The organism is Levilactobacillus cerevisiae, assembly GCF_003946245.1.
In the GTDB taxonomy this organism is placed as follows: Bacteria; Bacillota; Bacilli; order Lactobacillales; family Lactobacillaceae; genus Levilactobacillus; species Levilactobacillus cerevisiae.
The window spans coordinates 123,169-137,713 of sequence record NZ_RHNN01000009.1; the positions used below are offsets into that span (position 1 = coordinate 123,169).

Annotated in this window: 10 protein-coding genes and 1 pseudogene; all 11 read left to right on the forward strand. The window is 51.1% G+C overall.

Features of this window, described 5'->3' with window-relative positions; genetic code table 11:
• The first annotated feature begins 17 nt into the window (after nucleotides 1-17).
• The 11 genes and pseudogenes from mraY (at nucleotide 18) to ileS (ending at nucleotide 14,360) form a co-directional block, all read left to right on the forward strand.
• Complete coding sequence (gene mraY / locus EKM99_RS06000; protein WP_164511536.1) at nucleotides 18-989, forward strand: phospho-N-acetylmuramoyl-pentapeptide-transferase; 972 nt, start codon at nucleotides 18-20, stop codon at nucleotides 987-989.
• Between the two features lie 619 nt (nucleotides 990-1,608).
• Nucleotides 1,609-3,000 (forward strand): annotated as a pseudogene (murD, locus tag EKM99_RS06005) (UDP-N-acetylmuramoyl-L-alanine--D-glutamate ligase); the annotation flags it as partial.
• The gene (murG, locus tag EKM99_RS06010; protein ID WP_125581863.1) at nucleotides 3,000-4,094 is read left to right on the forward strand and encodes an undecaprenyldiphospho-muramoylpentapeptide beta-N-acetylglucosaminyltransferase; all 1,095 of its coding nucleotides are present in this window, start codon (nucleotides 3,000-3,002) and stop codon (nucleotides 4,092-4,094) included. The pseudogene murD and the gene murG, both read left to right, overlap by 1 nt.
• A gap of 111 nt (nucleotides 4,095-4,205) precedes the next feature.
• On the forward strand, nucleotides 4,206-5,063 hold the full coding sequence (locus tag EKM99_RS06015; protein ID WP_125581864.1) for a cell division protein FtsQ/DivIB: 858 nt from the start codon (nucleotides 4,206-4,208) through the stop codon (nucleotides 5,061-5,063).
• Between the two features lie 141 nt (nucleotides 5,064-5,204).
• Complete coding sequence (ftsA, locus tag EKM99_RS06020; RefSeq protein ID WP_125581865.1) at nucleotides 5,205-6,542, forward strand: cell division protein FtsA; 1,338 nt, start codon at nucleotides 5,205-5,207, stop codon at nucleotides 6,540-6,542.
• 22 nt (nucleotides 6,543-6,564) lie between these two features.
• On the forward strand, nucleotides 6,565-7,839 hold the full coding sequence (gene ftsZ, locus EKM99_RS06025) for a cell division protein FtsZ (RefSeq protein ID WP_125581866.1): 1,275 nt from the start codon (nucleotides 6,565-6,567) through the stop codon (nucleotides 7,837-7,839).
• 42 nt (nucleotides 7,840-7,881) lie between these two features.
• Complete coding sequence (locus EKM99_RS06030; RefSeq protein ID WP_125581867.1) at nucleotides 7,882-8,334, forward strand: cell division protein SepF; 453 nt, start codon at nucleotides 7,882-7,884, stop codon at nucleotides 8,332-8,334.
• A gap of 12 nt (nucleotides 8,335-8,346) precedes the next feature.
• Entirely contained in the window at nucleotides 8,347-8,631 is a 285-nt protein-coding gene (locus EKM99_RS06035; protein WP_125581868.1) for a YggT family protein, read from the forward strand.
• Between the two features lie 18 nt (nucleotides 8,632-8,649).
• On the forward strand, nucleotides 8,650-9,429 hold the full coding sequence (locus EKM99_RS06040) for a YlmH family RNA-binding protein (protein ID WP_125581869.1): 780 nt from the start codon (nucleotides 8,650-8,652) through the stop codon (nucleotides 9,427-9,429).
• 19 nt (nucleotides 9,430-9,448) lie between these two features.
• A complete protein-coding gene (locus tag EKM99_RS06045; RefSeq protein ID WP_125581871.1) occupies nucleotides 9,449-10,156 on the forward strand; it encodes a DivIVA domain-containing protein in 708 nt (235 codons plus the stop codon).
• Between the two features lie 1,390 nt (nucleotides 10,157-11,546).
• Complete coding sequence (gene ileS / locus EKM99_RS06050; RefSeq protein WP_125581873.1) at nucleotides 11,547-14,360, forward strand: isoleucine--tRNA ligase; 2,814 nt, start codon at nucleotides 11,547-11,549, stop codon at nucleotides 14,358-14,360.
• Nucleotides 14,361-14,545 lie beyond the last annotated feature (185 nt).

Here is a 14,545-nt window from a genome sequence, read left to right on the forward strand (position 1 = left end):
GAGGATTGAGTAGGACAATGATGAATGTGATTTTGCCACTGTTGGGTGGATTTGTAATTACGGCGGCATTTATGCCGTCCCTAATCCGGTACTTCCGGGCGCGGCACGAAGGCCAAATGATTCGAGACGAAGGCCCGACCTGGCACGAAAAGAAATCAGGGACCCCAACGATGGGTGGCCTGTTATTCATTATTGCCATCGCCGTCATGACACTGGCAACTAGCTGGATCATGGCACCGCACCATTTGTTGTCGACCACCTGGATTTTGCTATTCATCCTGGTCCTTTATGGGGCTTTGGGTGCCTGGGACGACAGTATTAAGCTGTTCCACCGGCAAAATGAAGGCTTGAAAGCTTGGCAGAAATTGCTGGGCCAAATTGTGGGGGCGTTGATTTTATTCTGGGTGTACACCCACGAACGACTCCCCATGGCCCTGCACGTTCCGGGGATGGGTAACTGGCACATGAGTGGCTGGTACGCCGTCTTCGTGATTATTTGGTTAGTCGGCTTTAGTAATGCCGTGAACCTCTCCGATGGCCTCGATGGCTTGGTGAGTGGGTTGGCTAGCATTTCCTTTGCCGCATACGGAATAATCGCCTGGGAACAGCAACAGATTAACATTGCTATCTTCTGTTTTGCCGTAGTCGGCAGTCTTCTCGGCTTTCTCATTTTTAATCACAAGCCAGCCAAAATCTTCATGGGTGACACCGGGTCTTTGGCCTTAGGTGGTGCGCTAGCAGCCGTTTCAATTCTGTTGCACCACGAATTGTCACTGCTGTGGATTGGGTTGATCTTCGTGATTGAGACGGCGAGTGTTATTTTGCAAGTTGCCTCATTCAAGTTAACGGGCAAGCGAATTTTCCTGATGAGTCCGATTCACCACCACTTCGAAATGAAGGGTTGGAGTGAATGGAAGATTGATTTGACTTTCTGGGGAATTAGTTTGGTTACCGCCGTTACTGGAGTTTGGGTTATTTTGCCGAAGTAGACGGACGACTGATGGGCTATCCCGCTCGCAAGTCGCCGCAGGTAGCCCATTTTTAGCTTCCCTGGTTGTTATACTGGCGAGGCTGGTCGCTTCGCCGGACAGATACGCCACCCCTGTGGGGACCGGTTGAAGCCATAGTGCGGTCTTCAGCCTCGCTTTGAGACGCCGGAACCCACGGCGTCTCAAAGTCGTCCCAGTCTGTACGGCTGGCTTTCGCCAACCTACAGACTCGACACGGGGGTTCTGTATCTGTCCGGCTTCGCTGAAGTTAGTGTGGGACCGTGAAGCTAAAGATGGGCCACCGCTCTAGTTCGTTAGGTGTTTTTATTTGTCTGGTTGGCCTTTGGCCTGCTGCATTGATTTTATGCGGCAGGACTGTCTTGTTTAATCATTTGGTTGCTAATCATTTTACTGTTAGTGTTTGTTTAGGGAATGATAAGTGGTGTTGGACAATGACCATTCAAATAGAGTAGTGACACTTATCAGTGCGCTATGCTTGCAACCGATTTTTGGCAGATAAAACACCATCAAGAGCCGCAGGCGGTAACTTCACCGCCATCTGTTTCAACACAATTCAAGTTCATTTAAAGAATAAAATCAAAAGCATAAGAATGGAGAGCGAACGGTTATTATGAAACAAATCACGACGTATCAAAACAAAAAAGTGTTGGTCCTGGGACTAGCCAAGAGTGGGGTTAATGCAGCGCGCTTGTTGAAGCGGTTGGGCGCACAGGTGACCGTCAGTGATGTGAAACCGTTGGCTGAAAATCAGGATGCACAGGACTTAAAGGCGGATGGCTTTACCGTTATTACTGGCGAACAGACCGCTGACCTCTTGGATCCTGGTTATGACTACATCGTTAAGAATCCCGGCATCTTTTATGACGTTCCCGTGGTTAAGCGGGCACTGGCCGAAAAGATTCCCGTGATTGGAGAAATGGAACTGGTTGGTGAAGTCGCCGATGCCGAATTGGTTGCCGTCACTGGGAGTAACGGGAAGACCACCACGACGACCATGATTCAAAAAATGCTCGACCGTGACCGGAAGGCTGGCAAAGCTGTTTATGCCGGGAACATTGGTATTCCAGCCAGCAAAGTGGTTCAGGACGTGACACCGGCCGATTCACTGGTGCTGGAAGTGTCCAGTTTCATGTTGGTGGCCACGACTGAATTTCATCCCCACATCGCCGTGTTGACCAACATTTTCTCTAACCACTTGGACTACCACAAGACGCGGGCCAATTACGTAGCTGCCAAGATGAAAATTACGGCCAACCAGACCGGAGACGATTACTTCGTCGTAAACTTTGACAACCCAGAGTGGCGTGACCTGAGTCAAAACACCAAGGCCCAAGTTGTGCCGTTCTCCCGTCAGGATCAGTCCGAAGCGGGCGCCTATGAAAAAGCTGGCGTGTTGTACTTTAAAGGTGAGAAAATCATGCCCGCCAGTGAAATCAAGGTTCCCGGCGACCACAACGTGGAAAACGCCTTAGCGGCCATTGCCGTTGCCAAGATTAAGGGGGTTAGCACGGCTGCCATTGTCGCCGTCTTACGGACCTTTGGTGGTGTGCGGCACCGGACACAGTACGTGTTAGAGGCTGAGGGTCGGCAGTATTATAACGACTCCAAGGCAACCGACATGGAAGCTACTGAAATGGCCCTCAAGGGGTTCAAGGCACCGGTTGTCCTGCTTGCCGGCGGATTAGACCGGGGCTACACCTTTGAAAAAATGGTGCCAGCCTTTAAGGAACACGTCAAAGCCATCGTCTTATTTGGGCAAACGGCCAAGCTTTTGGCTGAAACGGCGAAACAAGCTGGGATTAAAACCATTAAAATGACGGAAAACGTTGAAACTGCGGTTCCCGTGGCGTACGATTTAAGTGAACCCGGCGACATTGTCCTCTTGTCGCCTGCCAATGCCAGTTGGGATCAATATCCGAACTTTGAAGTCCGGGGCGACCGGTTTATCAAGGCCGTTGAGCAACTGACCGGTCAACAGGAGGAAAAATAATGCGATTAATGGTATCGGGTGGCGGTACCGGGGGGCACATTTACCCGGCGCTCGCGCTCATCAAGGCGTTAAAGAAACGCGAACCGGATTCCGAAGTCATGTACGTGGGCTCCGAACGTGGCTTGGAAAGTACGATTGTTCCAGCCAAAGGGATTCCATTTCAAGCGACCCGGATTCAAGGGTTCAAGCGGTCGTTGTCCCTCGAAAATTTTAAAACAATGTACTTATTCTTAAAAAGTGTTCATGTGGCTAAGAAAATGATTCGGGAATTCAAACCGGACGTGGTCGTGGGCACCGGGGGATACGTGTCAGGGGCAGTGGTTTACGCTGCGGCCCGGTTACACGTCCCGACCATGATTCACGAACAAAACAGCGTGGTTGGCATTACCAATCGCTTCTTGAGCCGCTACGTGGATCGGATTGCCTACGTGTTCGACGCTGCGTTAGACCAGTTACCCGCCAACAAAATGGTGAAGACTGGGAATCCGCGGGCGCAAGAAGCCGCCGAGGTCGTCAGCCACTTCAATTGGACCGAGTATGACTTGCAAGATGACGTGCCCACGCTGCTGATCTTTGGGGGCTCTCAGGGGGCACCCAAGATCAACGCTGCTGCGGTAGCCGCCATTCCAACGTTTAACCAGCGGAAATACCAGGTGGTCTTTGTCACCGGGCAGAAGCGTTACGATGGCGTCATGGAACAGCTCAAGGACGTTGACGTGGCGGCTAACGTGGTGGTCAAACCTTACATCAGCAACATGCCGGAAGTCCTACCCAAGGTGGCCGCAATCGTTGGCCGGGCCGGTGCAACTAGTTTGGCTGAAATTACGGCCGATGGCATTCCTTCAATCCTGATTCCGAGCCCGTACGTGACGGCGAACCACCAGACGAAGAATGCCCAGTCCTTAGCGTCAGTGGGCGCCGCGGAAATCATCACAGAGGCTAATTTGACGGGGGCGACCCTGGTCGCTAAGGCCGATCAACTGATGACGGATGATGCGCTCCGGCAGGACATGGCAGCGGCCTCCAAGCAATTGGGGGTTCCAGACGCCGCCGACCGTGTATTGGATGTGGTTGAAGCCTTGAAACAAAAGTAAGCGTCAGTTTTCAAAGATACGCTGAGGTCAGGCAAATTTAGCCACAACGGCTGTGCTTGGCCGCCGAAGCGACAAGCAAATCAGGATTCGGCGGACGGGAGGTGTGCGGTCGTGAAGTTTCGCTTGAACCGCAACGAGTCAAAGCAACAGCGCTCACTGACGCCCTGGGAAGAATACCAAGCCCAAGCGGCAGAACAACGCAAACGGGCCAACGCGCCCAAGTGGATTCACAAGGCTAGACGAATTGGCGACAAGTTACCGCGGCTCAAGCACCAACGTAACCGCAAGCTGATTCGCCGGTTGGCCATCTTACTCACGAGCTTTACCGTCGTGATTCTAGCTATGGTTTATCTGTTATCGCCGCTAAGCCATTTTCAAACGGTTACCGTCACCGGGGCGCAGGCCCTGTCGGCGAAACAAGTGGAAACGGCGACCCGGGTACGAACGGGCGACTCGATTTTCCAAGTTGTCGGGCACGAGCAGCAGTTAGCCCGGCGAGCTGTCAAACGTAACTCTCGGTTGAAGGCGGTCAGCATTGCCTTTCGCCAGCCGAACAAGGTCACCGTCCACGTGACGGAGTTTGCGACGGCCGGCTACGTGATGAAACAAAACCGGTACTATGAGGTTTTGGAAAATGGCGTCGTGAGCCAACAATCTGTCGATCAACCTAAGAGTGGCACGCCGGTCTACGGTCAATTTAAAAAGGCCCAGACGCTCCACCAAATGATCTTGCAGTATGCCAAGTTGGATAGCGAAATCAAGAGTAGTATTAGTGAGATTCAAGATTCGCCAACCAAGCAGAATCCGAACCGCATTCATTTGTTCATGAATGATGGCAATGAGGTGTACGCTAGCATCCCTAATTTTGCGAAGAAAATGGCCTTCTATCCCAGCATTGCCGGGAAGATGAAGGCCAAGGGTGTGGTCAATTTGGAAGTCGGCGCGTACTCATACGCGTTTAAGAAATAATTTCATTTTGATTGCATTGCATAAAAAGCGTCAATAAGGCTTTTTCAACGCCTAGTAAATGTGGTAAACTGAAAAATAATTAGGAGAAAAAGCGAATTCATGCAGTGTTATCGATAATTAACTTAGGAGGTTCCTTTTTCTATGGATAATTCAGGGATGTATGTCGGTCTCGATATAGGAACCACCTCAATAAAAGTCATTGTTGCTGAGAATGTTAAAGGGCAAATGAACGTTATTGGTGTGGGAAACGAACGTTCGAATGGAGTCAGCCGCGGCGTGATCGTGGATATTGACAAAGCCGCTGAAGCCATTCAGCGCGCCGTTCGACAAGCCGAAGAGAAGGCCAGCATCGAAATTCACGATGTGATTGTGGGGATACCCGCAAATATGTTAAAGATTGAACCTTGTAGCGGGATGATTGCCATTGACGATCAGTCGCGCGAAATTACGGGGCGTGACGTGCGGAGTGTATCCGCTGCAGCGTTGATCCAGAGCTTACCGCCAGAACGGGAAGTCGTTGACATTTTGGTCGATGAATTTGTCGTTGACGGGTTTGATGGCATCAAGGATCCACGCGGCATGGTTGGGGTTCGCCTCGAACTGCATGGCACCCTGTTCACGGGGCCCAAGACAATTATGCACAATACCCGCAAAGCCGTGGAACAAGCCGGTTTGAACTTGCGGGGGACGGTCATCAATCCAATGGCTCAAGGCATGATGGTCATGAACGACGGCGAACAAGACTTTGGAACCATTCTGATTGACTTAGGTGGGGGCCAGTCAACAGCAGCAGTCATTCACGATCACCAGTTGAAATACATTGATGTTGATCAAGAGGGCGGTCAGTTCATCACCAAGGATATCTCCGTGGTTCTGAACACCTCATTGGACAGCGCAGAGAAGTTGAAGCGGGACTACGGTTACGCTGATTCTGCGCAAGCCAGTGAAGAAGACGAGTTCCCCGTTGACGTGGTTGGTCAAAGTCAACCCACGCCAATTTCAGAAAAATACTTAGCAGAGATTATTGAAGCCCGGTTAGACCAGGTCTTCAAACGCCTCCGCGGTAATTTGGATAAGGTGCAAGCCCTTGAATTACCCGGTGGTATTGTCTTAACTGGTGGGGTTGCGGCCCTGCCAGGCATCACCGATTTGGCTACGGACGAGTTTAACGCTAACGTTCGGGTTTACGTGCCGGATCAAATGGGACTGCGTCATCCTTCCTTTACGTTGGCGTTGGCTCTAGTGAAATACTTTGGGGGGCTGAGTGAAATTGATTTGCTCATCAAGAGTGCTTTGACGGGCTCCACCCAACTAGCCGATGAAACCGACGAGATTCGTCAACGGGAACAGGACGCTGAGAATGAACAACAACAGCAATCCGCCCCACAACAATCAACTCAGGGTAAGCAAGCGAAACCAAGAAAGAAGAAAAATCGCTCTGAAGGCATCAAGAAGTTCTTCAGCGATTTCTTCGACTAACGCGAGATGGAGGAATACACAAATGGAATACTCACTAGATTCAGCACAAAATAATGGGGCCGTTATCAAGGTGATTGGTGTCGGTGGCGGTGGTAACAACGCCGTTAACCGGATGATTGCCGAAGACGTTAAGGGTGTCGAATTTATCGTGGCCAACACGGATGTGCAGGCTCTCGAATCCTCAAAGGCCGAAACAAAAATTCAACTCGGGCCGAAACTAACCAAGGGACTTGGCGCTGGTGCTAATCCTGAAGTTGGGGCTAAAGCCGCTGAAGAAAGCGAAGAACAAATCACGGAAGCCTTGCAAGGGGCCGACATGGTCTTCGTCACTGCCGGCATGGGTGGGGGTACCGGTAATGGTGCTGCGCCTATCGTGGCTAAGATCTCCAAGGAGGGCGGTGCACTGACGGTTGGGGTTGTTACCCGGCCATTCAGTTTTGAAGGCCCACGCCGGGGTCGTTTCGCCGCTGAAGGGGTTGCCGCAATGAAGGAGAACGTGGATACGTTGATCGTCATTGCCAACAACCGCTTACTGGAAATTGTCGACAAGAAGACGCCAATGATGGAAGCCTTCCAAGCAGCCGACAACGTCTTACGTCAAGGGGTTCAAGGAATCTCTGACTTGATCACGAGTCCTGGTTACGTGAACTTGGACTTCGCTGACGTCAAGACGGTCATGAAGGACCAAGGGGCTGCCTTAATGGGTATCGGTTCCGCTAGCGGTGAAAACCGGACGGAAGACGCGACCAAGAAGGCCATTTCCTCACCATTGCTGGAAGTTTCTATCGATGGTGCCGAACAAGTGCTGTTGAACATTACCGGTGGGCCAGACCTGTCCTTGTTTGAAGCCCAAGCAGCTTCTCAAATCGTGTCCGATGCCGCTACCAGCGACGTCAACATCATCTTCGGGACGTCCATCGACGAAGACCTGGGTGATGAAGTCCGTGTGACCGTGATTGCCACTGGAATCGATAAGAAGAAGGAAGAACGTCAAGCTGCTCAACACAGCCGCGTTGCCCGTCGTGCCGATGCTGGTCAGCAACAATCTCGGACGACTGATACCCGCAATGAATCAGCTAGCCAGGAATCTGAAAAGGATCCATTTGGCAACTGGGACATTCGCGAACCAGCCAACTGGCCAGCACCACAAAGCAATACGAGCAGCTCAAACAATGAGTTTGCTGGCGTTGACAAACCAGATTTCAACATCTTCAACCCTAGCGAGAATGACACTTCGGCTGCGGATGACAACAAGAGTGAAGATACGCCCCCATTCTTCAAGCGGCGGCGTAAATAACTAGCAGTCAGATAGAATTCGTGTTGAGAGGAGTGGCGCACCATGGCGGAGAAGTTTAGTCTAAGCAAGTTTTTCGGAATGAACGACGAGTATGATGAAGATTACGCGGATGAAAATGAACCAACTAAGCCCGTAAGCCAATCACAGTCACAGCCAACGCCAACTACCCCAAGTCGACCAGTAGATAGTCGAAAGGTGGTTGCCATGCGATCTGCAAAGCCAAATACCAGTCATATCGCGATCTGCGAACCGCGAATCTATTCCGATGCAAAATCAATTGCAAAACAAATTACTGGTGGGGATGCGGTCATCGTTAATTTTGCCCGGGTGGACGAAGCCCAGGCCCAACGTATCGTGGATTTCTTAAATGGAACCGCGTATGCCGTGGGTGGCGAAATCAAACGGATCGGGGAACAGATTTTTCTGTGTACCCCCCACAATTACGAGGTTAGCGGCGACGTTGCTGCTAACCTCGGGACGCAAGTCACACAATAAAGGAGCAACGCTGTGATACAATTCGTACTTTTGCTATTTAAAGTCCTGAACTGGGCAGTTAGTGCCTACATCCTGTTAATCGTGGTGTACGCCTTACTCAGTTGGCTCCCTGGTGGCTATCAGTCCAAATTTGGTCAGATCATCGGCCGGCTGGTGGAACCGTTCCTGCACTACTTTGAGTTTGTGTCGGTTGGTCCACTCGGCTTTGGTCCGGTGGTGGCCATTATCGTATTAACGCTGGTCCAGTATGGACTTTCGGCGTTAGAATCAATGATTTTTAGTTTGATATTATCGTGACATTAGGAGGCGAAAGAGTTGGATGAGAATGTCTTACAGCATTTTCGGCCGGACGAAGCCCCGCTGATCGACGCGATTGGCGGTTGGATCCAACAAGTCCAAGACGAATATCGCCCCGTTCTCACTCATTTCTTGAACCCCCGACAGGTGTACATTGCGTCAACGTTGGCTCGTCGGGCAGACATGCACGTGCGATTCGATGGGGGCCATGAACACGCTGAAATGCAGCGGGCGTTATTTTACCCGGACTATTATGAACCTGAACCGAAAGACTTCGAGTTGGCGGTCTTGCGGGTTGATTATCCGGTGAAATTTGCCAATCTTCATCACAGTCAGATTTTAGGGACCTTGTTGGGTTCGGGAATCGAGCGGGAAATTCTCGGCGATATCTTAACCGACGGGCTGAGCTGGCAAGTGATTACGGAGAGCAGCATGGCGGATTACTTGATGGGTCAGGTGGATCACATCGGCCGCGTCAAGTCACGGCTACAACCAGAGTCTTGGAACAATTTGTTGGTGCCCATGAATGAGTGGGAAACGGAGGGGGCGACCTTGTCGTCACTGCGTTTAGACAACATTGTGGGGACAGGGTTTCATTTATCCCGGCACCGTGCCAAGGAACTGATTGAGGGCGGCAAGGTTCGTTTGAACTGGGCGGAAACAATCAAGCCCGACTTTGAGTTAGACGTTGCGGACATCGTGTCCGTTCGGGGCTTCGGTCGTATCCGGCTGGATGAGGTCGGCGGGCGAACGAAGAAGGAAAAAATTCGGGTCACCCTAGCGGTGCTGCAGAAATAGATGCGGAGGGAACAGTGCAATGGTATTAAGTCCATTAGATATTCACAATAAAGAGTTTGGCACAAAGATGCGCGGTTACAACGTTGATGAGGTCAATGACTTCTTGGATCAAATCATCAAGGATTACCAAATCACGTTGAACCACAACAAGGAATTAGAGGAACAACTGGATGCGGCCAATGAAAAGCTCAAGTACTTTAACGACTTGAAGGATTCCTTGAACCAGTCCATCTTGGTTGCGCAAGAGGCCGCTGACAAGGTCAAAGCCAACTCCCAAAAGGAATCTGAGATTATCATTCGCGAAGCCCAGAAGCAGAGCTCCGATATCGTTTCTGAAGCAACGAATAAGGGTAACCAGATCATGAACGAAGCTTCGAAGCGCGCGAAGAAGCTGGCCGTTGAAACTGACGACTTGAAGAAGAGCACGCGGGTCTTCCGGCAACGACTCCAAGTTATGCTGGAAAGCCAGTTAGAAGTGGTCAAGTCTAACGATTGGGATAGTTTGTTGAAGGAAGGCTCCATGTCCAGCTACGAGGAAATCAAGAAGGTCGTCGGCGACCGGCTTGACAACTCGGGGACTCAGGGCGTACACTCAATACCATCCCAACCGGTGGCAGATGCGCCAGTTGCTGAAGCGCCCGTCACTGATAGTGGCGACGACAATGGCGAAACCGTTGTAATTTTCCCAGACAACGACCAACCACAATTTGATAAAGATAAAGAATAGGCACTGAGAAAGTGGCCAATCAAAAAGAAGGTACTAGCGAGTTAGCGACGGTGGAAGGCTAACGACCCGCTCTTTTTGACCGGTATCATTCTTAAAGCTCTACTGCTGAACAATGAAAGTAAGCGGTGGCGATAACGGCTCGTTACGTCGTTTGAGGGTGAGTTACGTTTAGCCATTGTGGCTGGCGGGGCTCGCTGAATTTGGGTGGTACCACGGAAACGACTTCGTCCCTAACGACAAGTCGTTTTTTGTTTGCAATTATTTTGGTCGTTGTGGGGCCCGTTCCCGACGGTGGCTTTCAAGAGTCCCTGCTGTGGGGCCGCCTGCAGCCTGAGGGGCGGTCTTCCGGCTTGACTTGAAGTCTCGAAAACCACGAGTCTCCAAGGTCATCCCATGCTCTAAACCAGGTGGGAAACCCTGGTTAAGACCATCGACACAGCTGGGACCCTTGAGCCACCTCTGGTCACTCACAACGACCAAAATAAGCAGCAACAAACACTTCTTTGCGGTTAGTTTTAGCGGGTTGGAGTCCGTTCCCGGCGGTGGCTTTCAAGAGTCCCTGCTGTGGGGCCGCCTGCAGCCTGAGGGGCGGTCTTCCGGCTTGACTTGAAACCTCGAAGGTCGCGAGTTTCCAAGGTCATCCCATGGTCTAAACCAGGTGGGGAACCCTGGTTAAGACCATCGACACAGCTGGGACTCTTGAGCCACCTCTGGTCACTCACAATGGTCAAAATAAACAGCAACAAGTGCGTTGTAGCGTTTCTGTTGTGCGCTGGGGTTACGTCGAGTGAGGTTACTTGGAGATAGCTAGTCGTGATGGACACAGTTTCACTGGTCAATCTGACCGGTCACACCGTGTGCCAAGCAACGACTAGTGTCAGCCGGGAAGGTTGTGAAAATGGGCTCAGCGAGTCTAAAGACCGCTCTTTGGCTTTAGACGTCCTGCCACCAGCGTTCCAGTCCCATTTTTCACAATTTGGTAGGTGAAGATGATAGCATGCCAATTCATTTGAGAGTAAGCGACTGAATCTGCTGCTAAGCTGCTGTGGACACTGACTTACTGGTCAATTTGACCGGCCACACCATGTGCCAAGCAGCGTTCTAACTTAGCCGAGAGTGGAGCCAGCATTGGGAGTCTAGCCGTGTCGTTATGGTTAGCGATTTATCGCTTAGCATAAGGGTGCTTCTGGAGACCGCTCCTCAGGCTTCAGAACGCCCCATGGCTTGTGCTCCCGGGGCTGGCGCAACGGTAAGGCGGCCAGGTACCACCAACCTAGAATTAACACAATCAGATAATGACGGTCAGGTTGACCGGTGAGCTGAGGCCAGGAGCGGCTTGAGCTCACCGGTTCACCCAACCGAGGAACATAATACAAGGAGGAAATACGGTATGCGAGTGAAAGATACGCTGAACCTGGGTAAAACCAAGTTCAAAATGCGTGGTAACTTACCAGTCAAAGAAGTTGACCGGCAAGCTGCTTGGGCAGAAAACAAGATTTACGAAGCCCGGCAAAAATTAAACGAGGGGAAGCCAAGCTTTATTTTGCACGATGGGCCTCCTTACGCTAACGGTCCAATCCACATGGGGCACGCGATGAACAAGATTTCTAAGGACATCATTGTTCGTTACAAGTCCATGAATGGGTTCCGCTCTCCTTACGTTCCCGGCTGGGATACGCATGGCCTGCCCATTGAACAACAACTGACGAAGGCCGGTTACGATCGTAAGAAGATGTCGACCGCTGACTTCCGGGACTTATGTCGTGATTACGCCTTGAAGCAAGTTAACTTGCAACGAGATGGATTCAAACGTTTGGGCGTCGCTGCTGACTGGGACCGTCCTTACTTGACGTTAAATCCAGAATTTGAAGCCGCTGAAGTTCGTGTGTTTGGTGAATTTGCGAAGCGCGGGTTGATTTACAAGGGTAAGCGTCCCGTTTACTGGTCTTGGTCCTCCGAATCAGCCATGGCTGAAGCCGAAGTTGAATACCACGATGTGACGTCACCATCCGCCTTTTACGGCGAACAGGTCGTTGACGGCAAGGGCGTCTTGGATTCCAACACTTACTTGGTTGTCTGGACCACCACGCCTTGGACGATTCCTGGTTCTGAAGGGATCACCATTGACGCTGGTATCGAATACGCCGTGGTTCAACCCGCTGGCGAAGACCGCAAATTCGTGTTAGCCAGTGAATTGGTTGCCGAAAATGCCGAACGTTTCGGTTGGGAAGATGTCAAAGTGTTGAAGACGGTGAAGGGGCAAGACCTGGAAAACATTACCGCCCAACACCCATTTATCGCTGACCGGAAGTTGGTCGTGATGCTGGGTGACTTCGTAACGACTGAAACGGGGACTGGTCTGGTCCATACGGCACCTGGTTTAGGGGAAGACGACTTCAACGTCGGCAAGCTCTACAACCTGCCCGTGTTAGTACCAGTGAACGACCAAGGGTACATGACCGCTGAAGCTGGGGAAGACTTTGAAGGTGTGTTCTACGAAGACGCCAACCAAATCGCCCTGGACAAGCTGAAGGCCAGCAATGCGTTGCTCAAGTACATGCCTTACGAGCACAGTTACCCATTCGATTGGCGGACCAAGAAGCCCGTTATCTTCCGGGCAACGCCACAGTGGTTTGCTTCCGTGGACAAGATTCGTGACGAAATTCTGGATTCCTTACAAGACGTTAAGTTCCAACCAGATTGGGGTAAGCGTCGTTTGGAAAACATGATCAAGGACCGTGGCGACTGGGTAATTTCCCGTCAACGGGTCTGGGGTGTGCCACTGCCAATCTTCTACGGTGAAGACGGCGAGGCCATCATCACACCAGAAACGGTCAACCACGTGGCTGACTTATTTGGACAATACGGGTCGAACATCTGGTTCAAACGGGACGCCAAAGATCTTTTGCCAGAAGGCTTTACCAGTGAACACTCACCAAATGGCGAGTTCACGAAGGAAACCGACATCATGGATGTTTGGTTTGATTCCGGTTCTTCACACCAGGGTGTTCTGAACGAACGGGACTACCTGGACTTCCCAGCTGACCTTTACCTGGAAGGTTCCGACCAATACCGTGGCTGGTTTAACTCTAGTTTAATCACTAGTGTGGCCGCTACCGGTAAGGCGCCTTACAAGCAGGTCGTTTCACAAGGATTCACGTTGGATAAAGACGGACACAAGATGTCCAAGTCCATTGGGAACACAATTGCGCCTGACGAAATCATCCAGAAGATGGGTGCTGACATCGTGCGTCTGTGGGTAACTTCCGTGGATACCTCAGCCGATGTGCGGGTCTCAACGGAATCGTTCGTGAAAATTTCCGACAGCTACAAGAAGTTGCGGAACACGATGCGTTACTTGTTGGCCAACACCAGTGACTTCGATCCCGAAAAGGACGCAGTCGACTTTGATCAGCTGACGGCCGTTGACCGCCACATGCTGTATCAATTAAATGAGTTTACTAAGAGTGTGAAGGCCCACTACGACAACTTTGACTTCCTGAATATCTACAAGGAACTGATCAATTTTGTCGTGAGTGACCTGTCTGCTTTCTACCTCGACTTTGCCAAGGATATCTTGTACATTGAGGCTGAAGATAGCGCTGCCCGGCGTTCCATGCAAACCGTCTTCTACCAAATTGCGGTAACCTTGACTAAGTTGATCACGCCAATTTTGCCGCACACGGCCGAAGAAATTTGGGACTTCTTAAAGGAACCCGAAGACTTCGTGCAATTAGCAGAAATGCCCGTTGTGATGGATATGGACGATGCCAACGAAGTTGAAGACGACAACCACCTTTCTGCTTGGGACAGCTTCATGTCCTTGCGGAGCCACGTCCTGAAGGCTTTGGAAGAAGCCCGGGATGCCAAGTTGATTGGGAAGGCCGCTGAAGCCCACCTGGACTTGTACGTGGACGACGACACGCAAGCCATGCTGGACAAGCTGAACGTTAACGTCCAACAAATCCTCTTGGTTTCCGGCTTAGACATTGCTAAGTTGGACCAAGCTCCAGCCGACGCGTTAGCCTTTGGCAACATGGCGGTTAAGGTTACGGCCGCTGCCGGCGAAGTTTGCGAACGTTGCCGGTTGATCAAGGAAGATGTTGGGAGCGATTCTGATTACCCACACTTCTGTGCACGCTGTGCCGCAATCGTTCGGGCTAACTATCCTGAAACGGCTTCGGAAGGTTTTGAAGAGAAATAAGTTTTATTGATTCGTGCTTTTGTGTTTGGCCCCGCCACCGGGTTTCTGCTCGGTGGCGGGGCTTTTTGGTTTGGGTCAAATGCGTTAGTGCAGGTTGTGGTAAATTAGGGTTCTAAAATATCTGTTGTTGGTAATCAAATGAATTTGATTACTGGCAACGGATATTTTTGTATAATCAAAGAATG